The sequence below is a fragment of the Mesorhizobium sp. Cs1299R1N1 genome, from assembly GCF_037179655.1.
In the GTDB taxonomy this organism is placed as follows: Bacteria; Pseudomonadota; Alphaproteobacteria; order Rhizobiales; family Rhizobiaceae; genus Mesorhizobium; species Mesorhizobium salmacidum.
On the sequence record NZ_JAPYKR010000012.1, the window covers coordinates 67,658 to 88,327 of the forward strand.

Consider the following 20,670-nt stretch of genomic DNA (forward strand, 5'->3'; position numbering starts at 1 on the left):
GCCCTTCTCCCCTTGTGGGAGAAGGTGGCCTCGCGAAGCGAGGTCGGATGAGGGGTGTTCCAGGGAATGCCCACGTCTCACTCCGCTGGAACACCCCTCAACCGTCTCGGCGCTGCGCGCCGATCCACCTTCTCCCACAAGGGGAGAAGGGAAGTGCGCGCGCACCTAGGCCGGCCGGTAGACCCGCTCCGCCGTGTTCCAGAAGATATCCGCCTCGGCGGCCGCACCATGCTTTGCCACGGCATCGCGATGCACCCTGATCAGTTCGGCGTGGCTGGTCCAGAGTTTCTCGATGGGGAAGTTCGAGCCGAACATCAGGCGATCCGCGCCCAATATCTCGATCGCGTTGTCGACGATATAGGCGATCAGCGCCGGGTCGTTGCGGTGGACGAAGGTGCCCAGACCGGACAGCTTGGCGTAGAAGTTCGGCGCCGCCGACAGCGTGCGCAGGCCGGCCTTCCAGGCTTCGGTGGTTTCCGCGTCCATGCCGGTCAGCATGCCGGCATGGGTGAGAATGAAATTGGTTTGCGGGTTCTCGCCGACCAGCGTCAGTCCGTCCTTCATCTGGCCAGGGAAGAGCTGCAGGTCGAAGGACAGGCCGTAATCCTTCAGCCGCGCCACATTGGCTCGCACCTTCGGATCGATGACCTGATCGGGGCCAGTGGCAAAGCGGAAGGCGGGCGTTTCGTGCCAATGCAGTTGCATGCGCACGCCGCGCAGCAGCGGATATTTTTTCAGCCGGTCGATTTGGGGCCTGACATCGTCGACCGTCATGTCGGTGTAGCCGACGATGGCGTGCGGCCAGCCTGTCTCGTCGGCCGTTTTCTGCAGGAAGGCGACTTCCTTTTCGAAATCCTCCTTGGCCCAGTTGGTCTGGACATAGACGGCCTTCTCGACACCCGAACCCTGCTGGTCGGCGAGAAACTCCTCGATCGGGTAGTCGCGGCGGATTGGCTCGTAGGGGCCGAAGATGCGCGGCACCATCGGTCCGACCAGCCAGGGCTGGTCCTGCTGGCGCCAGATGTGGAAATGCGCGTCGATGGCTTTCTGCATCACGATACCCTTTTCCAGATGGTCTCGGCCGCCGGGGCGGGGCGGGCAAGCGACAGGATGAAATCGGTGAGGCTGTTCACCGACGAGCCGTCCACCAGATCGTCGAGCACTGGCAGGATTGCGCGGAGCGCCGCCGTTGCCGGCTGGAAGCGCGGGTCGCCGGCCAGAGGTGTCGCCAGCGACAGCCGGAAGGCGCGGGCGCTCAGCCGGCGGATAGCCGTCTCCAGTTCGGCATGGTCGCCGCGCTCCAGCGCGTCGGACAGAATGATGATGGCCGCACCGCGCGCAAAAGAGGAGAAGCGCGGCACCGATAGAAAAGCCAGCAGCGTCGGTCCCATGCGGGTTCCGCCGTCCCAGTCGTCGACCTGGGCGGCCGCGCGCGCCAGCGCCTGCTCGCGATCGCGGATGCGCAACGCCGTGGTGATGCGGGTCAGACGCGTGCCGAAGGTGAAGATTTCCGCCCGGTCAGCGCCCTGCACGGCGGCATGCGCGAGCTTGAGGTAGTCAGCCGTGTGGAGCTTCATCGAGCCAGAAACGTCGATCAGGATCAGCAGCTTGCGCGGCACGGCCTGGCGGCGGCGCAGCAGCGGCGAGGGGACATCGCCATCGGCGCTGACGATTTCCCTGAGCGAGCGGCGCAGGTCGAGCTTGCCGCGCGAATGGGTGCGCACCGTGCGGAAGGAGCGGCGGGCGGGCAAGGCGCTCGACAGTCGGCGGCGAAAGACGGTCAGGCTGTCGCCGTCGCGCTGGAAGTCGCGGCTGCTCAACTGCTCCAGCGCCGAGGACAGCTCGCCGCCTTCCTGTCGCTGCTCGGCCTCGATCCGCTCGTCGTCGGCGCCGCCATCATCCTTGATGCGGGTTTCCTCGTCGGCGTCGCCTGCCACCACGGCTGACGTGTCGCCGTAAAAATGGCTCTGGAAATGCGCCTCGAATTCGTCGCGGCGGTCAGGTGGCGGCGCCAGGGTGGCCAGCGCTGCTTCGCGGATATCCGCCATCGAGCGTGGCCCAAGCAATGTCACCGCCTGCATGAAGCCGGAGACTTGTTCGGGGGCGATGGCGAAACCGTAGCGATGCAGCAGCCGGGCGAAGGCGAGGAAGGGCGCGGCGGCACGGGGCAAGCTTGTTTCCCGCATCATTGCGTGGCGCCCCCCTCTGTCCTGCCGGACATCTCCCCCTCTAGGGGGGAGATTGGCAGCTTCGATGCTTCGCCTGGTTCTGCGATCTCGGGGATTAGCGAAAGCCGGGATGACAGCCGATCTCCCCCCTTGAGGGGGAGATGTCCGGCAGGACAGAGGGGGGCACTGTCCCGCCAGCGTTGCGGATTGCGCCGGTGGGATCTCACGCCAGCGCCTCCTCGACGATGCTGCCAAGCTCGGGCGCGATGTAGGAGAGGTCTTCCTCGTCCTTGATCAGCACGCCGATGGCGCGGCGGAAGGCTTCCGGCCACGGGCTGCCGCCTTTTTCAAGAATGGTGGCCGCGTTCGCCCATTCGACCGCCTCGGCGATGCCGGGCGGCTTGGCCAGCGGGCGCGCTCGGATGGTCTGCACCGCTGTCGCCACGGCGCGTGCGGTGGCCTGCGCGACATTGCCGGCGCGCAGCATGATGATGGCGGCCTCCCGTTCGGCGTCGGGATAGCCGATCCAGTGATAGACGCAGCGGCGGCGCAGCGCCTCGGCAAGTTCGCGGGTGCGGTTCGAGGTCAGGATGACGATTGGCTGTGCCTCGGCGCGGATGGTGCCGCGCTCGGGAATGCTGATCTGGAAGTCGGAGAGGAATTCCAGCAGCAGCGCCTCGAATTCATGGTCCGAGCGGTCGATCTCATCGACCAAAAGCACGCGCTGCCGCGGCGCCTTCAACACCTGCAGCAGCGGCCGGGCAATGAGGAAACGGTCGTCATAGATGTCGATCTCATGCTCGCCGGCATGGCGAATGGCGAGCAGTTGGCGCTGATAATTCCACTCGTAGAGCGCGTGCGCGGCGTCGATCCCTTCGTAGCATTGCAGACGCACCAGTTCGCGGCCGAGCAGCTCGGCGATCGCCTTGGCCGCTTCCGTCTTGCCGACGCCCGGCGCGCCTTCGAGCAGCAGCGGCTTGCCGAGCCGGATGGCAAGAAAGATGGCGGTGGCGAGGCTGTCGTCGGCCAGATAGCGCGAGGCGGCGAGATGCTGTGCCACCGCCTCCGGCGAGGTCGCGACAGTCTCGGTGTTCACCTCGGACATTTCTGGCACTCAGTTCGCTTGCGCCTTCAGCGCGCGCAAAATGCGCTCGGGCGTGATCGGCAGCGTGTCGATGCGCACGCCGACGGCGTCGAAGACGGCATTGGCGACCGCCGGTATTTGCGGGTTGGCGCACATCTCGCCCGGACCCTTGGCGCCATATGGTCCGTCGGCCGAGGGACGCTCCAGCACGATGATCTCGGTCTCGGCGAGGTCGCCGGGGCCAGGCATCAGATACTGGTTGAAGTCGGTGCCGCCATGGTCGCGGTTGGGATAATAGGGCTCGGTCGTTTCGTAGAGCGCGTGGCTGATGCCCATCCAGGAGCCGCCGACCAGTTGCTGCTCGACCATTTTCGGGTTCAGCGCGCGGCCGATCTCGAAGACGTTCTTCACTGTCAGCACGGTGACTTCGCCGGTCTCGTCGTCGACCTCGACTTCCGCCACCGTGCAGGCGTGCGCATAACAGGTCGACGGCTTCATCGCGCCGGTTTCCTTCTCCGGATAGGAGCGCGGGATCAAAAACATGCCTCGTCCCGAGATCGAGCGGCCGCGCTTGAAATGCGCCGACAGCGCGACATCGAAGATCGAGATCGACTTCTGCGGCGCGCCCTTGACCAGTATGTTGCCCTGGCCGTCGGTTTCGAGGTCCGAGGCGTTCACCTCCAGCTCTTCGGCCGCCACTTCCAGCATCACCTGGCGCGCTTCCCTGGCGGCCTGGATGACGGCGTTGCCGGCGCGGTGGGTGCCGCGCGAAGCGAAGGTGCCCATGCAATGCGGGCCGGTATCGGTGTCGGCGGTGTCGACAACGACGCGGTCGGTCGGCACGCCGATCGTCTCTGCGCAAATCTGCGCCATGATCTGCTTCATGCCCTGGCCGAGATCGACCGACGACAGCGTCACCATGAAATTGCCGGTCGGGGTCGAATGCACCAGCGCCTGGGTCGGGTCGCCGCCGAGGTTCATGCCGGTGGGATAGTTGATCGCGGCGACGCCGCGTCCGCGCCTGATCGCCATCTCAAGCTCCGCTCTTGTAGGAGGACATCGCCATGAATTTCTCCGCCACCGGCCAGTTGGCGGCGCGCGAGGCTTCCTGCATGCATTCGATCAGTGCTGCGCCCTCCGTCGGCTGGCGATGCGCCTTCATGTCGCCGTCGCGATAGGCGTTGATGAAACGGAATTCGAGCGGGTCCATGCCGATCAGCCGGGCCAGCTTGTCCATCTGAACCTCCAGCGCGAAATCGCCGATGGTGACGCCGAAGCCGCGCATGGCCGACGATGGCGTGCGGTTGGTGTAGACGCAGTAGGTGTCGATCCAGACATTCGGGATGGTGTAGGGGCCGGGATAGTGGCCCGCCCCCTTCTGCGCGCCATAGGGCGAGTGGCGGGAGTAGGCGCCGGCATCGGTGTAGCCTGTGACTTTTCTGGCGACGATGCGGCCGTCCTTCATGACGCCGTCCTTGATGACGACTTTTTCGGCCGCGCGGGGCGACGAGATCTGCATCTCCTCCTCGCGGCTGTAGATAAAACAGACCGGTCGCCCGGTTAATTTTGCGCCGAGGATGGCGATCGGCTCGACGATGACATCGACCTTGCCGCCGAAACCGCCGCCGACCGTGCCGCCGACGAAATGCAGCTTGCTGCCCGGCATCCGCAGGATGATCGATGTGTTGTCGAGGGTGAAGAACATCGCCTGCGTGTTGGTGTAGCAGGTGAAGCGGTCATTGCCCTCGGGCACCACCACGCAGCCGGTGGTCTCGGTCGGCGCGTGCTCGATGGGCGAGGACTGATAGCTTTGTTCCAGCACGTGATCGGCTTGAGCAAAGCCCGTCTCGACATCGCCGAAGCGCACCTTGCGGCACGCGCCGCTGTCATAGAGGTAATAGTTCTGGCCGTGATATTCGTTGACGATGGGCGCGCCGGGCTTCAGCGCTTCCTCCATGTCGAAGACGGCGGGCAGCACCTCATAGTCGACCTTGACCTTGGCGGCCGCTTCCTGGGCGGCACGCTCGGTTTCGGCCAGCACCGCCACCACGGCCTCGCCCTTCCAGCGCACCTTGCCGTCGGCCAGCACCGTCTCGTCCTCCGGTCCGACCTGGATGAGGATCAGGATGGTGTAGACATTGTGCGGCACATCCTTGGCTGTCAGCACCTTGATAACGCCTGGGTGTTGTTCGGCCTCGGAGGTGTCGATCGAGCGGATGCGGGCATGGTGGTGCGGGCTGCGCACCATCTTGAGGTGCAGCATGCCGGGGAAATTACGGTCGGCGAAATAGGCGGTTCTGCCGGTGACGTGGCCGGGCGAATCCGAGCGTGGCCGGGGCTGGCCGATCTCGTGCAGATCGTCCTTGCGGACATCGGCGAAGTAGCTCTTGCGCAGTTCCATTCCTTGGTCCCTCAGGCCGCGTTCTGCGAATTGGCGCGGGCGGCGGCGAGCACCGCCTGGATGATCGGCTCGTAGCCGGTGCAACGGCAGATGTTCCCAGACAGCGCCTCGACGACGTCCTCGCGGCTGGGATTGGGAGTGTGGTCGAGCAGCACCTTGGCCGCCATGATCATGCCCGGCGTGCAGAAGCCGCATTGCGTGGCGAATGTGTCGAGAAAAGCCCGTTGCAGCGGGTGCAGCACGCCGCCTACGGCAAGGCCCGACGTGGTGGTGATCGTTGCACCATTGCAGGTCTCGGCCAGCGTCAGGCAGGAGAGCCTCAACTCGCCGTCGATAATAACGGAGCAGGCGCCGCACGTGCCCTGGTGGCAGCCGCCCTTCGGCGAGGTGTCGCCGATCTTGTCGCGCAAGGCATTGAGCAACGTCGTGCCGCTGTCGATGAATTCGGCCTTTTCAGACCCATTGAGCGTGAATTGAACCGGGACTTTTGCCATTCTTCCTCCTTGCGCGCCTGCCCCGCAGGCAAGGGCGCGCCCCCGACGTGTTTCAGGCTAACTCAACAGCAGCCGGCCGAGGTGGACCGGCAGGACTTCAGCGCGATACCAGGCGCTGGCGATGGGATCGGTGATGGGCGCGGTGCCTTTGGTGGCGGCGGCCAGCGCTGCCGCGATGCCGTCCGGATCGAGCGTCCTGCCGAGCAGCGCCTTTTCCGCTGCCTTGGCACGCATCGGCCGATCGGCCATGCAGCCGAGCGCGATCCGCGCCGAGGACACGGTCCCGTCTCCAGCCTGTTCCAAAACGACCGCGATGCTGAGCACCGAGACTCCCTTGGGCTTGACCCGCGACACTTTGAGGAAGCGGAAGCTGTCGGCCTTCGTGAAACTGACCGACGTGACGATGGCGCGGCTGTCATCCCGCCCGGCCAGGAAAGTCTCGATGGGTGTTTCGCCCTCAGCGGTGTCGACCGTTGCATCGAGTGCCAGCAGGGCGACGGCGAAATCACCATAGGGCGCCGGCGCGAACAGATTGCCGCCGACGGTCGCCATATTGCGGATCGCCGGACCGCCGACGGCGCGGGCGGCCTTGGCAAGCGCACCGAGTTCCGGATGGCGGGCGATCTCCGCCATGGTTACCGAGGCGCCGATGCGGACCTTACCGCCGCTGACTGCGATGGCCGACAGCGCCGGGGCGGTCAACCTGACAAGGCTGGAGACCGAGACGTCGCCTTCATTGGCCGCGCGGACCACGAGTGTACCCCCGCCGAGATAGCGGGTGCCGGCGGACTTCAGGGCGGCATCCGCGTCCTTTACCGTCGAGAATGTCTGCAGCGCCAGCGCCATGGCCCGGTCCTTCAGCTCTGGCCGGCGAAATGGCTCTTCAATGCATTGAAGCCGCCTTGAAAAACATTGGTTCCCATGCCCTCGGCCAGCTTGTCGGCTTCCTCCGGGGCCGCGTCGAAGCTGGCGGTCCATTCGGCATAGGTGCGGTCGCCGTCGGTGACGCGCCTGAGCTGCAGCGTCGCCTTGTGGTTGGTGAGCGGCTGCGGTGTTTCCAGGATGGAATAGCTGACCAGGAAATTGTCATCGGAAAAGTCGAGCAGTTTTTCGCGCAGGCGGGCGCCGCTGGCGAGCTGGAAATTGCGCACGCAGCCAATCGTGGTGGCATCCTCGCCGTCTTCGATATGGCTTTCGACCATGCGCGGATGCCAGCCCGGCAGGCCGTTGAAGTCGCGTATGCGCGCCCAGACCTTTTCGACCGGCGCGTCGATGACGCTGGAGATGGTGACTTTCGCCATAAAATGTTCCCTTCCGAATGATCGTTGCGGCAAGGGTAGGGCGCCAGAGCGGGCAGCGCTTATCAATGCGTCTTGAGCGTGTATCAACCAGTCTGAAAAACAGATGGCTGCCGGTTCAGGCCGTCGCCCGCGCGGCCTCGCGGTAGAGCGTCGGCGGCACGCCGACATGATCGCGGAAGAAGCGCGAGAAATTGCCTTGCGTGGTGAAGCCGAGATTGCATGCGACAGAGATCAGCGGCTCCCGCGACCACTGCAACTGCCGCACCGCTTCCTCCATGCGCAGCGTGTTCCAGTAGACGTTGGGCGTCAGATTGGTCTGTTCCTTGAACAAGGCGAAGAAATGCGGCCTGGACAGGCCAACGGCGCGGGCGACGTCATCGAACGAGATTCGCTCGCAGACATTGGCCTTCATCAGCTGGATCGCCTTGCGGACGCGGAAATCCTGCATCGTGTTTATGCGGCCGCGCGCCTCCTGCGGTGCCGAAGCGTCGGCGGCATCGAGCACCGAGTCGATGAAGCGCTCGATCTCGTAATTGGCGACATCGTCGACGCTTTCATTGTCGGTGAGATGATCGAGCAGGCTGGCGGCGGCCTGGTGCAGCCATGGTTCGAGCGCGATCGCCGCCCGCGAGAACAGCGGCGCGCTGGACGGCAGGTCGCGGCGCCGGCGCGCCCAGTCCGGGTCGATGTAGAAGGCCAGGAACAGGCCCGGCCTGCCATCCTGGGACAGGACGTGGCTATGCGGCTGGAGCGAGTTGATGCCGGCGGCGATGCCCGGACCGAGGCGGACCGTCTCACGGCCGATTGTCATCTCGCCGGCAGTGCCTTCGAGCCAGATGATCAGATGTGCCTCGACATGGGCATGGGTGACGAAGTCGCTCGCGACATTCAGGACAGAAACATGTCCGAACCGGCCCCAGTAGAGCCTGATCGCTTCCGTCATGGGTATATCCTCCCGCAAGCGACTGGCCTCCCTTCGCCTGCAGGGGGATTGTGCGGCTGAGTGCTGGCTCGCGTCAAGCTACGGGGCCGGGACCTACGCTCGCAAGGGTTCCTGGCGACGGATTTTCAGACTGAGCGATAGGAGGCGAAAGGAATGGCGCTCGAGCGCGGTTTTCCAGCGGAGTGAGGCGTTGGTATTCCCTGGAACATCCCTCATCCGACCTCGCTTCGCGAGGCCACCTTCCCCCACAAGGGGGGAAGGAGGATGCAGCGCTAGTCGCTGCGCCTGAAATTGCGGATGCGGTCGAACAGAACCGCCAGCAGGATGGCGCCGCCGATGAAGGTGCCTTGCCAGAAGGCATTGATGCCAAGCAGGCCAAGGCTGTTGCGGATCACCTCGATGAGGGCAGCACCGACGATGGCGCCAAAGGCGGTGCCGACGCCGCCGGCCAGATTGGCGCCGCCGATGACGGTGGCGGCGATCACCTGCAGTTCCATGCCGTTGCCGAGATTGGTGGTGACGGCGCCGAGCCAGCCGGTCTCGATGATGCCGGCAATACCGGCCGACAGCGCCGAGATCATGTAGACGGCGACCTTGATCTGGCGCACCGGCACGCCGGTCAGCGTCGCGGCGTGCTCGTTGCCGCCAATGGCGAAGATATGGCGGCCGAACTTCGTCCAGCGCAGGATGAAACCGGTGATCAGCGCCAGCAGGATCATGTAGAGCACCGGATTGGCGATGCCGAACACCCAGGCGCCGCCGCCGAGTGCCAGAAGCTTGTCGTGGTCCGGCCCGAACTGGAAGACGACGGTGTTGTTGGAGGCGACCATGGCAAGGCTGCGGGCGATCGACAGCATGCCGAGCGTCACCACGAAGGGCGGAAAGCCCAGGTAGGCGATAAAAATGCCGTTGAAGGCACCGATGACGAGCGCGGTGGCGATCGAGGCCAGAATGCCGATCTCGATCGAATAGCCGGCATGCATGGTGACGGCCAGCACCATCGAGCACAGGCACAGCACCGAGCCGACCGACAGGTCGATGCCGCCGGTGATGATGACGAAGGTCATGCCGAGCGCGACGATGGCAACGAAGGTGATGTTGCGGGTGATGTTGTAGAGGTTCTTCGAGGTGGCGAAGGCGTCGGTGGCGAAGGACAGGAAAATACAGGCCAGGATGACGGCGATCACCACCCAGAAAGTCTGGCTGGAGAACAGGCGCGACAGGAAGCTGTGCTGCTTCTGCGCGATCGTCTGGTCAAGGGTGACTGCCATTATAGACCTTTCCTGCGCTGCCGATGCGCGGTGAAATCCGGGTTCGCCATTGTCATGCCACCTGCTCGATGGCGCCGGTGATCAGCCCGGTGACTTCCTCGGGCGAACTCAACGCGATCGCCTTGTCGGCGACCTTCCTGCCGCGCCGCATGACGATGACGCGGTCGGCGACGTCGAAGACGTCGGGCATGCGGTGGCTGATCAGCACTACCGCGATGCCCTGGTCGCGCAGATGACGGATGAGGTTCAGCACTTCGGCCACCTGCCGCACCGAGATTGCCGCCGTCGGCTCGTCCATCAGCACGATCTTGGCCTGCGACAGCATGGTGCGGGCGATCGCCACCGCCTGGCGCTGGCCGCCCGACATCTGCTTGACGAGGTCGCGCGGGCGGGTCTCGGATTTCAACTCGGCGAAGATCTGACCGGCGCGCTTGTACATCGCGGCATAGTCGAGGATGCGGAACGGGCCGACGCCACGGCGCAATTCGCGCCCGAGATAGACATTGGCCGCCGCCGTCAGATTATTGCAGAGCGCCAGGTCCTGGTGGACGATCTCGATGCCGTGCTGGCGCGCCTCGACCGGCTTGTGCAGGATCAGTTCCTTGTCGTCCATCCGCATCGTGCCATGGCTCGGCCGGAAGTTGCCGGCTATCATCTTGACCAGCGTCGACTTGCCGGCGCCATTGTCGCCCATCAGGCCGACAACCTGGCCCGGTTCGATCGACAGCGACACGTCGTTGACAGCCTGGATGGCGCCAAAATGCTTCGAGATGTTGGTGAGTTCGAGAACCGCCACCAGTCTTTGCCTCCCATGTCTGGCCCATCCGCCCGCGGACAGGCGACGGCTTCCATTGGCTTTCCCCAGCTCCTCCCGGGGACAGCGATGCGGTCATTTACGCGAATGGCGTCGCGGGCGTCAATTGTCGAACAGGCAATTGTCAGACGAATAGTGCCGTGCTGTTTTTGAAAAATCCGTTTTGTAGGACAAATAGCAATTGACGTTGGCGGCAAGCCGTTATTAGTTGAGCGTCGGAGGAAGACATGCCGGATTGACGACGCCATCGGCGCGCTACCGGCAGAAGGGTTTTGGCGATCTGCCGGCGTCATCGCTGAGCTGGTCGCATCTGAAAATGCTTATCGGCCTAGCCGGATTGAATGAGCGCACGCGTCTCAGTCATCTCGCATCCGGGCTGGTTTGTGTGGCGGGCACGCCGTGTCCGTCTGTTTCCAAGGGAGGACTGACATGAGGAAAACAGTATTGCTCGCCGCCGTCGCCGCCATGGCGTTGGGCGCCGGGCCGGCTTTGGCCAAGAAGCAGCTCGTCATCGTGGTGAAAGGCCTCGACAATCCATTCTTCGAAGCCATCCACCAGGGTTGCGAGAAGTGGAACAAGGAAAACGCCAGCTCGGAATATGCATGCTTCTACACCGGCCCGGCATCGACTTCCGACGAGGCCGGCGAGGCGCAGATCGTGCAGGATATGCTGAGCAAGGCCGACACGGTGGCGATGGCGATCTCGCCGTCCAACGCGCCGCTGATCGCGCAGACGATCAAGAGCGCCAATCCGTCGATCCCGATCATGACCGTCGACGCCGACCTCGCCAAGGAGGACGCGGCACTGCGCAAGACCTATCTCGGTACCGACAACTATCTGATGGGCAAGAAGATCGGCGAGTATATCAAGAAGGCCAAGCCGAATGGTGGCACGATCTGCACCATCGAGGGCAATCCCGCGGCGGACAACATCCTGCGCCGCGCGCAAGGCATGCGCGACGCGCTGACAGGCAAGGAAGGCCTCACGGCACTTGCCGGCGAAGGCGGCTGGACGGAAGTCGCCGGCTGCCCGGTGTTCACCAATGACGACGGCGCCAAGGGCGTTCAGGCGATGACCGACATCCTCGCCGCCAACCCCAAGCTCGATGCGTTCGGCATCATGGGCGGCTGGCCGCTGTTCGGCGCGCCGCAGCCCTATCGCGACCTGGTCGGACCACTGAAGGACCGGCTGGCCAAGAACGACTTCGTCATCGGCGCCGCCGACACGATCGGCGACGAGGTGGCGATCGCCAGGGACGGCCTTGTCACCGCGCTGGTCGGCCAGCGGCCCTTCGAAATGGGCTACAAGGCGCCGTCGGTGATGATCGACCTGGTCGAAGGCAAGAAGGTCGACGATCCGGTGTTCACCGGTCTCGACGAATGCACCAAGGACACGGTCGACACCTGCATCCAGAAATAGGCCGAGATTCGGGGCGCTCGCCAACGAGCGCCCCGTTTCCTCTCCAATTCTTCAACAGGACGCCTTGGTTGGGGCAGCAGGCTCCGGCCTTGACGCGTCCGTGGTTTGGATTTTCGGCAACGGATCGGTGCGCCGCGCGGGTTCAGATCAATCCGGGTGACGGGCGGCCGACCTATTGGAACGTGGATGCCGGACGAGAAGGCAAAGAGAAAAGCCGGCCGGGCCAGGGCGCAAGCCAGTCGCGACCCGGCAGCCTTGCGCAGGGCGGATGCGGCGCACTTTCCCGGGTCCAGCGTCCATGCCTCGCTCGCCAGCGAGATTGGCCTCAGGATCGTGCGCGGCGACTACCCGCCTGGCAGCATTCTGCCCAATGAGGCCAAATGGGCCGAAACCTTCAATGTCAGCCGTTCGGCGGTGCGCGAGGCGATCAAAATGCTGATGGCCAAGAGCCTTTTGGCGTCGCGCCCCAAGATCGGCAGCTGGGTCGAGCCGAAGGAGCGCTGGAACCTGCTCGACCGCGACGTGTTGGCCTGGTATGCGACCGCGCCGGATCGCGAGGCGTTCCTGCGCACCGTTCAGGAGTTCCGCCACATCATCGAACCGGAGGCGTCCGCCTTTGCCGCCATGCGGCGCAGCGACGAGCAGATGGCCGAGATCAGCCTGGCTTGCCGCGAGATGGGCGAGGCGGCCAACCTGCCCGAGCGCATCCGTGCCGACACGCGCTTTCATCTCGCCATCCTGCGGGCCTCGGGCAACGACCTCCTGGTGCCGCTCGGCGTGCTGATCGAATCGGCGCTCGACCATCTCTTCGTCTTCACCACGCGCCAGGTCGGCGATCAGCGGCGGGCGCAGAAACTGCACGAGGCGATCGAGAAGAGCATCCGCCTGCAGCGGCCCGCGGCGGCGCGTAGCGCCGTGCACAAGCTGCTTGCCGACACCGACGAAGGGATCGGAAGGGGCCGGCGGTAAGGCCCGCCGGCGGTCCGGGTCTCAGATCGTCTGCTTCTTTCCATCCTTCATCGGCATCAGGTCGACGCCATTCACCTTGGCGATGTGCGTGGCCAGCATCGGCACGAACTGCTCGGCCGGACCGGTTGCGTGGGCGCCGGCGAACGAGTTCTTGGTGGCGTTGCCAAGCGGGTTGGCGATGCCAGCCGCACCGGCCATCGATTCCAGATAGGTCAGGTCCTTGAAGGCGTTGGCGATGGTGAATTTGTGGGCGTCGCGGTCACCTTCCAGCGTCCAGCGCATGAAGGTCTGGTAGAAGCCGCAATCCATGCGGCCGTTGCGGATGACGCTGTCGAAACGCGGCGGCGAGATGCCGACCTTCTCCGCCAGGGCCAATGCCTCGGAGTAGATCGCGGCATAACCCAGCGAGATGAAATTGTTGAGCAGCTTCATGCGGTGGCCGTCGCCGGTGTCGCCGATATGGACGATGCGGCCGGCCCAGGTGTCGATCACCGGCTTGACCCTGGCGAAGACGGCGTCGGGCGCGCCGACCATGGCGTCGAGCGTGCCTTCCCAGGCTTCCTTCGGGGTGCGGCTGAGCGGCGCGTCGACATAGTCCACGCCAAGCGCGTTGAGTTCTGCGGCAAGTGCAACCGTCGAGACCGGATCGGAGGTGGAGCAGTCGACGACGACCGACCCCTTCTTCAACCCCTCCTTGAGGCCGCCCGGACCGCGAATAATGGCCTCCACCTCGCGCGAGCCGGTGACGCAGATGAAGACGATATCGGATGCCGCCGCCACGTCGCGGGAGGTCGATGCCTCGTGGGCGCCTCGGCCGAGGAGATCCTCCGCCGGCTTGCGGTTTTTCCGGCCGAGGAAGGTCAGGGAGTACCCCTTGTCGACGATGTTCTTGGCGATGCCGTGACCCATCAGGCCAAGGCCGACAAAGCCGATCTTCTCGCTGGTGGCGGTGGTGTTCATGCTGTCTGTCCTGTTTTGCGATTATCGATAATGTTGCCGCTGTTTTAGCCATGGATGGTTGCAGAAAGCAATATTGTCTGACAATACACGTCAATCCCAGGACTTTCGTGGAGACCAGAAATGACGAAGCGGATCATGTTCACCGGCGGCAGCGGCAAGGCCGGGCGCCACGTCGTGCAATATCTGCTGGAGCAGGGTTGCCAGGTGCTCAACATCGACACCAGGCCGCTTGACAATCCCAAGGTGCGCACGCTGATCACCGACATCACCGACAGCGGCCAGGTGTTCAACGCGCTGTCGAGCTATATGGGGCTGCACGAATTCGATCCGTCGCTACGTCCGCAGCCGGTCGACGCGGTGGTGCATTTCGCCGCCATCCCACGCATCATGATCACGCCCGACAACGAGGTGTTCCGCATCAACGCGATGGGCACCTACAATGTCATCGAAGCCGCGGTGAAGCTCGGCATCCGCAAGGTGATCATTGCTTCCAGCGAGACGACCTACGGCCTGGTGTTCGCCAACGAGCCGCGTGACCCCACGCATTTCCCGCTCGACGAGGATTACGATGTCGATCCAATGGATAGCTATGCGCTGTCCAAGATCGTCAACGAGAAGACGGCGCGCGCCTTCGCGCAGCGCAATGGCACGGACATCTATGCCTTGCGCATCGGCAACGTCATCGAGCCGCATGAGTATTCGCTGTTTCCGAAATGGTTCGCCGATCCGGGCTTTCGCAAACGTATCGCCTGGAGCTACATCGACGCGCGCGACCTGGGCCAGATCACGCTGCGCGCCATCGAGAAGGACGGGCTGGGCTACCAGGTGTTCAATGCCGCCAATGACGACACCTCGTCCGATCTGCCGACCGCCGAACTCTTGAAGCGGTTCTATCCCGGCGTGCCGGTCAAGAGCGAACTCGGCGAATACGAGACGCTGCTGTCGAACCGCAAGGCGCGTGACATGCTCGGCTTCCGGCCCGAGCATAGCTGGCGCAAATACGTCAAGACCGCCTGAGCGTGGTCGAATCGCGGCTGGGTTGTGCATAGAAGCCGGCTTTGCCGCCCCACGGCCGCACCGCGCTTGACAGCTTCCCTAAACCGGCCTTTCTGGAACCCATGCGGGACGCGAGGCCGAACAAGGAAAAATCGCCCAAAAAGGCTGTAGCCGCCGAGCGCCCGACCGGCGCTCGCCGGCCCGACGCGGCGCGTATCCCGGGCTCCAGCGTGCATGCGTCGCTGGCGAGCGAGATTGGGCTGCGGATCGTGCGCGGCGACTATCCGCCCGGCACCATCCTGCCCAATGAAGCCAAATGGTCGGAGACCTTCAGCGTCAGCCGGTCGGCGGTGCGCGAGGCGATCAAGATGCTGATGGCCAAGAGCCTGTTGGCATCGCGCCCCAAGATCGGCAGTTGGGTCGAACCGAAGGAACGCTGGAACCTGCTCGACCGCGATGTGCTTGCCTGGTACGCGACGTCGCCGGACCGGGAGGTGTTCTTGAGGACGGTGCAGGAATTCCGCCACATCATCGAGCCGGAAGCGACCGCCTTCGCCGCCATGCGGCGGACCGACGAGCAGATGGCCGAGATCAGCCAGGCCTGCCGGGAGATGGGCGAGGCGAAAAGTTTGCAGGAACGGACCCGCGCCGACACCCGCTTCCACCTCGCCATCCTGCGCGCCTCGGGCAATGATCTGCTGGTGCCGCTCGGCGTGCTGATCGAATCCGCCTTCGATCACCTGTTCACCTACACGACCCGGGAACTCGACGATTTGCAGCTCGCCCAGAAGATGCACGAGGCGATCGAAAAGAATATCCGCCTGCAGCGGCCCGATGCGGCGCGCAATGCCGTGCGCAAGCTGCTGGCCAATACCGACAACGTCATCCGTTCGCGGTAGAATTCACCGACACAGCCATTCGGCCCCCAGGCGTTTCCGCCTTGCAGGCCGTCGAAGCAATTCAGGCCGGCACCGCCAAAAAATTCGAGAGCCTGTGTCGGATGGGCTGTGTGGTCCCCGTCCTTGGGGTATCGAACAGGAAACCAGGAAGGAGAATTTGACATGCCCAGCACCGTTCGTCTGCATCGCGTTCTGACCACCAGCCCGGAGAAGGTCTACCGCGCGTTCCTCGAGGCGGATGCCCTTGCCAAATGGCTTCCGCCGAACGGCTTCACCTGCACGGTCCATCACTTCGAGGGCAAGGTCGGCGGCACGTTCAAGATGTCGTTCCGCAACTTCACCACTGGCGACAGCCACTCGTTTGGCGGTGAGTATGTCGAACTCGTCGCGGGCGAACTCGTCCGCTACACCGACAGGTTCGACGATCCCAACCTGCCCGGCGAGATGGAAGTGACCGTGACGTTGAAGAAAGTGTCCGTGGGCACCGAAGTGAACATCACCCAGGCCGGCATTCCGGACGTCATTCCCGCGGAAGCCTGCTATCTCGGCTGGCAGGAGTCGCTACGGAACCTGGCCAAGCTCGTCGAACCCGAGATCAAACAATAGGGCGCCCCATTCAGTCAGGTGCCATTGGCGGGCGAGGGCGGCTAATCCTCCTTTGGACGCCCGAATGCGGCGCGCAGTTCGTCCTTGGCGTCCTCAAGGATCTTCTCGCGCGCCGCGGGCAGGTTTTTGCCGGCCCTGTTGATGTAAAAATTCAGCATCGACATGGCGGACTGGAAGGGCTCGGCCTTGCGGCGGTGGCTGTGTTCGGCCGATCGCTTGAGCGAGGCGGCGATCTTCTTGGCGTCGTCGGATTCGAAGACATGCTCCTCGAGATCCATCGCATTGCTGTGCTCGGTCACCTCGGCCGACCATTTCTGCTTGGTGGCGGTCATGGCTGGGACTCCTTTGCAAGGTTGCTGATCGGAAACTCCAGATGTTGGCGTCGGTTCCCGCATTCGCATCGGCCTGGAGCCACGGATTTGCCCGCTGTGGCGCTGCTGTGCGCCGAGAATGCGTCGATAGTGGCCAAAACAGCAACGGTTGAGACCGCCGACAGGAAACGCCTTTGACGCGAACCGACGTGAGCCGGCCCAGCCCCGGCATCGATAGTTCCTACGCCTGGATGCGGCTGGCCATCTCGATGCTGCTGGCGACGATCGGTGCGGTCGGCATGTGGGCCGTTGTCGTCGTGCTGCCAGCGGTACAGGCCGAGTTCGGCGTCGACCGCGCCGCGGCATCCATGCCCTACACCGCGACCATGGTGGGCTTCGCCGCCGGCAATGTGCTGGTCGGCCGCGCCATTGACCGCATGGGCTACTGGATCCCGGCGCTGTTTTCCTCGATCGCGCTCTCCGCCGGTCTCCTGCTCGCGGCGCTGTCGACCTCGATCCTGCAATTCACCCTTGCCCAAGGGGTGCTGATCGGTGTCGGCACATCGGTGATCTTCGGGCCGCTGATTGCCGATATCTCGCACTGGTTCAACCGCCGGCGCGGCGTGGCTGTCACGGCGGCGGCGGCGGGCAATTACCTCGCTGGAGCGATATGGCCCACCGTCATGCCGACGCTGATCAAGGCGGAAGGCTGGCGCTTCACCTATGCCGCCATCGGCATCTTCTGCCTGGTCACCATGGTGCCTCTGGTGCTGTTGCTGCGGCGCGGCGCTCCGGAAGCGACGGCCGCCGGCTCGCCCGGAAGCCGGCCGGTGCAGCCGATTTCATTGTCGCCGGCGATGCTGCAGATATTGCTGGTCGTCGCGGGACTGGGCTGCTGCGTGGCGATGTCGATGCCGCAAGTGCATATCGTCGCCTATTGCATGGACCTTGGCTACGGCATGGCGCATGGCGCCGACATGCTGTCGATCATGATGGCCGCGGGCGTCGTCAGCCGGCTTGCCTCGGGCTTTGTCGCCGACCGGATCGGCGGCGTCAAAACGTTGCTTATCGGGTCCGTGCTGCAATGCCTGTCATTGCTGTTCTATATCCCGTTCGACGGGCTCGCCTCGCTCTATGTCGTGTCGCTGGTCTTCGGCCTGTCGCAGGGCGGCATCGTGCCTTGCTACGCGATCATCGTGCGCGAATACCTGCCGGCCAAGGAGGCCGGCCAGCGCATCGGCATCGTCATGATGGCGACGATTTTCGGCATGGCGATCGGCGGCTGGATGTCGGGCTGGATCTACGACCTGACGGGCTCCTACGCCGCCGCGTTCCTGAACGGCATTGCCTGGAACCTGCTGAACATACTGGCGATCGGGCTGTTCATGTGGAAGGCGAGGCACAGGGCGGCCGTAGCCGCCTGAGGAAAGCCAAGCACAGCCCCTCAATGGCTCAGCTTGACAACAGGCAGTCACTGCGCGACGCCAAGGCCGATGGGTGCTGAAACAGGCCGGTGAGATGGCGACAGCTGGAAAGATCGCATTGCGGGCGTGCTTGAATGGCCAGGCGCATGGGCCAAGGCCTTGATCAAGCCGCGCTCGCGCCGGGGCGGTGGCCGCCCGACCCTATCTGACGTGGCACGCAAGGCCGGGGTCGGCGCCATCACCGTTTCACGCGCGCTGCGCGAGCCGGAGCGCGTTTCCGAGGAACTGCGCCGCCAGATCCTGGCCGCCATCGAAGAGCTTGGCTATGTGCCGGATCCCAACGCGCGTGCATTGGCCTCGGCGCGGGCCGAGGTGTTCGGCGTTCTGGTGCCTTCGCTGACCAACAACGTCTTCGCGGAGGTGGTGCGCGGCATCTATGACAGCCTGTCGGACAGCCCGTTCCGCATCCAGCTCGGCAACACGCACTATTCCGGACTGGAGGAAGAGCGGCTGCTGCAGGTGTTTGGCTCCCAGCGGCCGGCAGCGCTGATCGTTGCCGGCATCGACCAGACACCTACCTCGCGAAAGCTGTTGGAAAATGCCGGTTGCCCGGTGGTTCAGGTGATGGAGACCGGGCCCGATCCCGTGGACATGATGGTCGGTTTCTCGCATCTCGAAGGCGGCAGGACGGCGACCCAGCACCTGATCGAGGCGGGGTATCGCAGGATCGGTTTCATCGGTGCGCGCATGGACCCGCGCTCGCAGCGGCGCCTGGCTGGTTACCGGCTGGCGATGGAGAAGGCCGGCCTGCTGGACCCGCGCCTGATCACCACAACGCCGGTGCCTTCCAGCGTGCCGCTTGGCCGCGAGCTGTTCCGCGATGCGCTTGCCAAAATGCCGACACTCGACGGCGTGTTCTGTAACAATGACGACATCGCGCTCGGCATACTGTTCGAATGCCATCGCGCCTCGATCGACGTACCGAAGACCATCGGCATTGTCGGCTTCAACGATCTCGACATGATGCAGGTGGCCTTTCCGTCGATCACCAGCATCCGCACCCATCGCTACGAAATCGGCAGGCGCGCGGTCGCCATGGCGCTGGCGGCGATTTCGGGTGACAGGCCGGAGCAGCGGGTCGTCGACCTTGGCTTCGAGCTCAAGCGCCGCGAGAGCACGGCACGTTGAAGCAGTTTAGAACCTGCTGAAATCAGCCTTTACAGGCATTCTTGGTAGCGCTACCATTCGAGCCGGTGTGAAGTCGGACTGTTGTTTATTATACATAAGCGACAGAATGTTCCTTGTTTATTATTGATAATATGATACTTTCGTTGCAGCTTAAGGAAGCAACGAGGAGGAACAGGTCGGCCGGGGCCACCTGACGTGCGTGGCCAGGGTGAGAGGTGCTGGGGCGAACACGTCATTGTACTGCAGCTAAACAAACAAGTCAGAACTGCAACTGGGAGGAATATCGATGATCAAGTCACTCGTTGGTGGCATCGTTGCCGCCACTGCATTCGTCATGTTGAGCTCAGCGGCGATGGCCGCAGGCCCAGAAGTCGTCAAGGGACCAGCAGCCGAGCCGGACTGCTTTGCCCCCTGGGCAGCCGATACGCAATTCTTCAAGTTCCCCAAGAAAGCCGGCCCATATCGCATCGCGCTCGCCAACGGCTATATCGCCAACACCTGGCGTATCCAGATGGTGCAGACCGCCAAGGCGTATGCGGCACAGCCGGATGTCGCCAAAAAACTGAAGGAATTCAAGGTCGTGTCGACCGGCGAGGACGTCCCGGCGCAGATCTCCGCGATCAACAATTTCATCGATTCCGGCTTTGACGCGATCGTTGTCAACGCGCAGAACCCGACCGCCTTCGGGCCAGTCATCAAGCGCGCCAGGGAGGCCGGGGTCGTGCTGGTCGCCTTCGACAACATTCTCGACACCAAGGATGCCATCAACGTCAATGTCGACCAGAAGGGCCTTGGCGCATTGTGGGGCAAGTGGTTGGTCTCACATGTCCCGAACGGCGGAAAGGTGCTCGAAGTGCGCGGCGTCGCCGGCACTTCCGTTGACACGGACCGTCATGCCGGCATCCACGAGGTGCTCGACGGCTCGGGCAAGAAATGGGAAGTCACCGAGGTGGTTGGCAAGTGGGACGACGGCGTTGCCCAGAAAGCTACGGCGGACGCGATTGCCACCAACGGACCCTTCGACGGCATCACCGGGCAAGGCGGCGACACCGGCATCGTCCAGGCGATGATGGATGCCAAGCATCCATTCGTTCCGTTCGGCGGCGAGACGGAGAACGGTTTTCGCAAGTTCTGTGCCGCGCATGCCGCCGACGGCTTGAAGTGCTCTTCCGCCGGCACCGGCCCCGCCCAGGTGGCCGTGGCAATCAAGACGGCAATCGCGGCCCTCGAAGGCAATGTCGTGCCGCAATCGGTGAAGCTGCCGCTGGCCATTGTCGAGGATCCGAACTTCAAGGCAGGCCAGGATTTCTTCCCCGACCAGTCCGACAATTTCTTCGTCGGCAACTCCTTCCCGACCTGCGGCATCAATTTCAGTGCCCAGGAAATCATGGGGCAGAGCAAGGAAAACCAGTAGTCACTGGC

At 64.0% G+C, this 20,670-nt stretch carries 21 protein-coding genes; 8 read left to right on the forward strand and 13 right to left on the reverse strand.

Annotated elements, in window-relative coordinates; translation table 11 throughout:
* Window positions 1-165: 165 nt before the first annotated feature.
* The 11 genes from O7A70_RS24640 to O7A70_RS24690 all read right to left on the reverse strand — a co-directional run bounded on the left by O7A70_RS24640 (window position 166) and on the right by O7A70_RS24690 (window position 10,458).
* On the reverse strand, window positions 166-1,053 hold the full coding sequence (locus tag O7A70_RS24640) for an amidohydrolase family protein (RefSeq protein ID WP_337142845.1): 888 nt from the start codon (window positions 1,051-1,053) through the stop codon (window positions 166-168).
* Window positions 1,053-2,189, reverse strand: coding sequence for a vWA domain-containing protein (locus O7A70_RS24645; protein WP_337142724.1), 1,137 nt, complete (start codon window positions 2,187-2,189; stop codon window positions 1,053-1,055). Before O7A70_RS24645 ends, O7A70_RS24640 begins: the two co-directional genes overlap by 1 nt.
* A gap of 202 nt (window positions 2,190-2,391) precedes the next feature.
* Complete coding sequence (locus tag O7A70_RS24650; RefSeq protein ID WP_337142725.1) at window positions 2,392-3,273, reverse strand: AAA family ATPase; 882 nt, start codon at window positions 3,271-3,273, stop codon at window positions 2,392-2,394.
* A gap of 9 nt (window positions 3,274-3,282) precedes the next feature.
* On the reverse strand, window positions 3,283-4,284 hold the full coding sequence (locus O7A70_RS24655; RefSeq protein ID WP_027050994.1) for a xanthine dehydrogenase family protein molybdopterin-binding subunit: 1,002 nt from the start codon (window positions 4,282-4,284) through the stop codon (window positions 3,283-3,285).
* 1 nt (window position 4,285) lies between these two features.
* Window positions 4,286-5,653, reverse strand: coding sequence for a xanthine dehydrogenase family protein molybdopterin-binding subunit (locus O7A70_RS24660; RefSeq protein WP_337142726.1), 1,368 nt, complete (start codon window positions 5,651-5,653; stop codon window positions 4,286-4,288).
* Window positions 5,654-5,664: 11 nt separating this feature from the next.
* Complete coding sequence (locus tag O7A70_RS24665; RefSeq protein ID WP_337142727.1) at window positions 5,665-6,147, reverse strand: (2Fe-2S)-binding protein; 483 nt, start codon at window positions 6,145-6,147, stop codon at window positions 5,665-5,667.
* 57 nt (window positions 6,148-6,204) lie between these two features.
* Window positions 6,205-6,993: an FAD binding domain-containing protein gene (locus tag O7A70_RS24670; protein ID WP_337142728.1), complete on the reverse strand. Its 789-nt coding sequence runs from the start codon at window positions 6,991-6,993 to the stop codon at window positions 6,205-6,207.
* Between the two features lie 11 nt (window positions 6,994-7,004).
* Complete coding sequence (locus O7A70_RS24675; RefSeq protein ID WP_337142729.1) at window positions 7,005-7,448, reverse strand: SRPBCC family protein; 444 nt, start codon at window positions 7,446-7,448, stop codon at window positions 7,005-7,007.
* A 115-nt stretch (window positions 7,449-7,563) separates the two neighbouring features.
* Complete coding sequence (locus O7A70_RS24680; protein WP_337142730.1) at window positions 7,564-8,391, reverse strand: AraC family transcriptional regulator; 828 nt, start codon at window positions 8,389-8,391, stop codon at window positions 7,564-7,566.
* Window positions 8,392-8,663: 272 nt separating this feature from the next.
* Complete coding sequence (locus tag O7A70_RS24685; RefSeq protein WP_140502312.1) at window positions 8,664-9,662, reverse strand: ABC transporter permease; 999 nt, start codon at window positions 9,660-9,662, stop codon at window positions 8,664-8,666.
* Between the two features lie 52 nt (window positions 9,663-9,714).
* Window positions 9,715-10,458, reverse strand: coding sequence for an ATP-binding cassette domain-containing protein (locus O7A70_RS24690; RefSeq protein ID WP_027141547.1), 744 nt, complete (start codon window positions 10,456-10,458; stop codon window positions 9,715-9,717).
* Between the two features lie 447 nt (window positions 10,459-10,905).
* Here O7A70_RS24690 and O7A70_RS24695 point away from each other — a divergent pair, with 447 nt between their 5' ends.
* Window positions 10,906-11,895: a sugar-binding protein gene (locus O7A70_RS24695; protein WP_337129282.1), complete on the forward strand. Its 990-nt coding sequence runs from the start codon at window positions 10,906-10,908 to the stop codon at window positions 11,893-11,895.
* Window positions 11,896-12,081: 186 nt separating this feature from the next.
* On the forward strand, window positions 12,082-12,864 hold the full coding sequence (locus tag O7A70_RS24700; RefSeq protein ID WP_337142731.1) for a FadR/GntR family transcriptional regulator: 783 nt from the start codon (window positions 12,082-12,084) through the stop codon (window positions 12,862-12,864).
* 21 nt (window positions 12,865-12,885) lie between these two features.
* On the opposite strand, the gene O7A70_RS24705 is transcribed toward O7A70_RS24700, so the two are convergent.
* Window positions 12,886-13,824 carry an NAD(P)-dependent oxidoreductase gene (locus O7A70_RS24705; RefSeq protein WP_140747654.1) on the reverse strand — a complete coding sequence of 313 codons (939 nt, stop codon included), beginning with the start codon at window positions 13,822-13,824 and terminating at the stop codon, window positions 12,886-12,888.
* Window positions 13,825-13,944: 120 nt separating this feature from the next.
* On the opposite strand from O7A70_RS24705, the gene O7A70_RS24710 reads away from it, so the two are divergent.
* From O7A70_RS24710 to O7A70_RS24720, 3 genes are all read left to right on the forward strand, one after another.
* On the forward strand, window positions 13,945-14,841 hold the full coding sequence (locus tag O7A70_RS24710) for an NAD-dependent epimerase/dehydratase family protein (protein ID WP_337142732.1): 897 nt from the start codon (window positions 13,945-13,947) through the stop codon (window positions 14,839-14,841).
* Between the two features lie 101 nt (window positions 14,842-14,942).
* A complete protein-coding gene (locus tag O7A70_RS24715) occupies window positions 14,943-15,719 on the forward strand; it encodes a FadR/GntR family transcriptional regulator (RefSeq protein ID WP_027141552.1) in 777 nt (258 codons plus the stop codon).
* A 162-nt stretch (window positions 15,720-15,881) separates the two neighbouring features.
* Window positions 15,882-16,325: an SRPBCC family protein gene (locus O7A70_RS24720; protein ID WP_337142733.1), complete on the forward strand. Its 444-nt coding sequence runs from the start codon at window positions 15,882-15,884 to the stop codon at window positions 16,323-16,325.
* 41 nt (window positions 16,326-16,366) lie between these two features.
* On the opposite strand, the gene O7A70_RS24725 is transcribed toward O7A70_RS24720, so the two are convergent.
* Window positions 16,367-16,657 carry a DUF3175 domain-containing protein gene (locus O7A70_RS24725; protein WP_337142734.1) on the reverse strand — a complete coding sequence of 97 codons (291 nt, stop codon included), beginning with the start codon at window positions 16,655-16,657 and terminating at the stop codon, window positions 16,367-16,369.
* Between the two features lie 173 nt (window positions 16,658-16,830).
* Here O7A70_RS24725 and O7A70_RS24730 point away from each other — a divergent pair, with 173 nt between their 5' ends.
* From O7A70_RS24730 to O7A70_RS24740, 3 genes are all read left to right on the forward strand, one after another.
* Window positions 16,831-18,060 carry an MFS transporter gene (locus O7A70_RS24730; protein ID WP_337142735.1) on the forward strand — a complete coding sequence of 410 codons (1,230 nt, stop codon included), beginning with the start codon at window positions 16,831-16,833 and terminating at the stop codon, window positions 18,058-18,060.
* A gap of 159 nt (window positions 18,061-18,219) precedes the next feature.
* Window positions 18,220-19,248 carry a LacI family DNA-binding transcriptional regulator gene (locus O7A70_RS24735; protein WP_027141556.1) on the forward strand — a complete coding sequence of 343 codons (1,029 nt, stop codon included), beginning with the start codon at window positions 18,220-18,222 and terminating at the stop codon, window positions 19,246-19,248.
* Window positions 19,249-19,534: 286 nt separating this feature from the next.
* Window positions 19,535-20,662 carry a sugar ABC transporter substrate-binding protein gene (locus O7A70_RS24740; RefSeq protein WP_337105046.1) on the forward strand — a complete coding sequence of 376 codons (1,128 nt, stop codon included), beginning with the start codon at window positions 19,535-19,537 and terminating at the stop codon, window positions 20,660-20,662.
* The last annotated feature ends 8 nt before the right edge of the window (window positions 20,663-20,670 follow it).

Bases quoted from the DNA above. Each gene is read 5' to 3' on its own strand.
- O7A70_RS24665 (WP_337142727.1), bottom strand. From the start codon at position 6,147: ATGGCAAAAGTCCCGGTTCAATTCACGCTCAATGGGTCTGAAAAGGCC.
- O7A70_RS24695 (WP_337129282.1), top strand. From the start codon at position 10,906: ATGAGGAAAACAGTATTGCTCGCCGCCGTCGCCGCCATGGCGTTGGGC.
- O7A70_RS24645 (WP_337142724.1), bottom strand. From the start codon at position 2,189: ATGATGCGGGAAACAAGCTTGCCCCGTGCCGCCGCGCCCTTCCTCGCC.
- O7A70_RS24715 (WP_027141552.1), top strand. From the start codon at position 14,943: ATGCGGGACGCGAGGCCGAACAAGGAAAAATCGCCCAAAAAGGCTGTA.
- O7A70_RS24720 (WP_337142733.1), top strand. From the start codon at position 15,882: ATGCCCAGCACCGTTCGTCTGCATCGCGTTCTGACCACCAGCCCGGAG.
- O7A70_RS24670 (WP_337142728.1), bottom strand. From the start codon at position 6,993: ATGGCGCTGGCGCTGCAGACATTCTCGACGGTAAAGGACGCGGATGCC.
- O7A70_RS24660 (WP_337142726.1), bottom strand. From the start codon at position 5,653: ATGGAACTGCGCAAGAGCTACTTCGCCGATGTCCGCAAGGACGATCTG.
- O7A70_RS24725 (WP_337142734.1), bottom strand. From the start codon at position 16,657: ATGACCGCCACCAAGCAGAAATGGTCGGCCGAGGTGACCGAGCACAGC.
- O7A70_RS24700 (WP_337142731.1), top strand. From the start codon at position 12,082: ATGCCGGACGAGAAGGCAAAGAGAAAAGCCGGCCGGGCCAGGGCGCAA.
- O7A70_RS24655 (WP_027050994.1), bottom strand. From the start codon at position 4,284: ATGGCGATCAGGCGCGGACGCGGCGTCGCCGCGATCAACTATCCCACC.
- O7A70_RS24740 (WP_337105046.1), top strand. From the start codon at position 19,535: ATGATCAAGTCACTCGTTGGTGGCATCGTTGCCGCCACTGCATTCGTC.
- O7A70_RS24705 (WP_140747654.1), bottom strand. From the start codon at position 13,824: ATGAACACCACCGCCACCAGCGAGAAGATCGGCTTTGTCGGCCTTGGC.
- O7A70_RS24640 (WP_337142845.1), bottom strand. From the start codon at position 1,053: ATGCAGAAAGCCATCGACGCGCATTTCCACATCTGGCGCCAGCAGGAC.
- O7A70_RS24650 (WP_337142725.1), bottom strand. From the start codon at position 3,273: ATGTCCGAGGTGAACACCGAGACTGTCGCGACCTCGCCGGAGGCGGTG.
- O7A70_RS24680 (WP_337142730.1), bottom strand. From the start codon at position 8,391: ATGACGGAAGCGATCAGGCTCTACTGGGGCCGGTTCGGACATGTTTCT.
- O7A70_RS24685 (WP_140502312.1), bottom strand. From the start codon at position 9,662: ATGGCAGTCACCCTTGACCAGACGATCGCGCAGAAGCAGCACAGCTTC.
- O7A70_RS24675 (WP_337142729.1), bottom strand. From the start codon at position 7,448: ATGGCGAAAGTCACCATCTCCAGCGTCATCGACGCGCCGGTCGAAAAG.
- O7A70_RS24710 (WP_337142732.1), top strand. From the start codon at position 13,945: ATGACGAAGCGGATCATGTTCACCGGCGGCAGCGGCAAGGCCGGGCGC.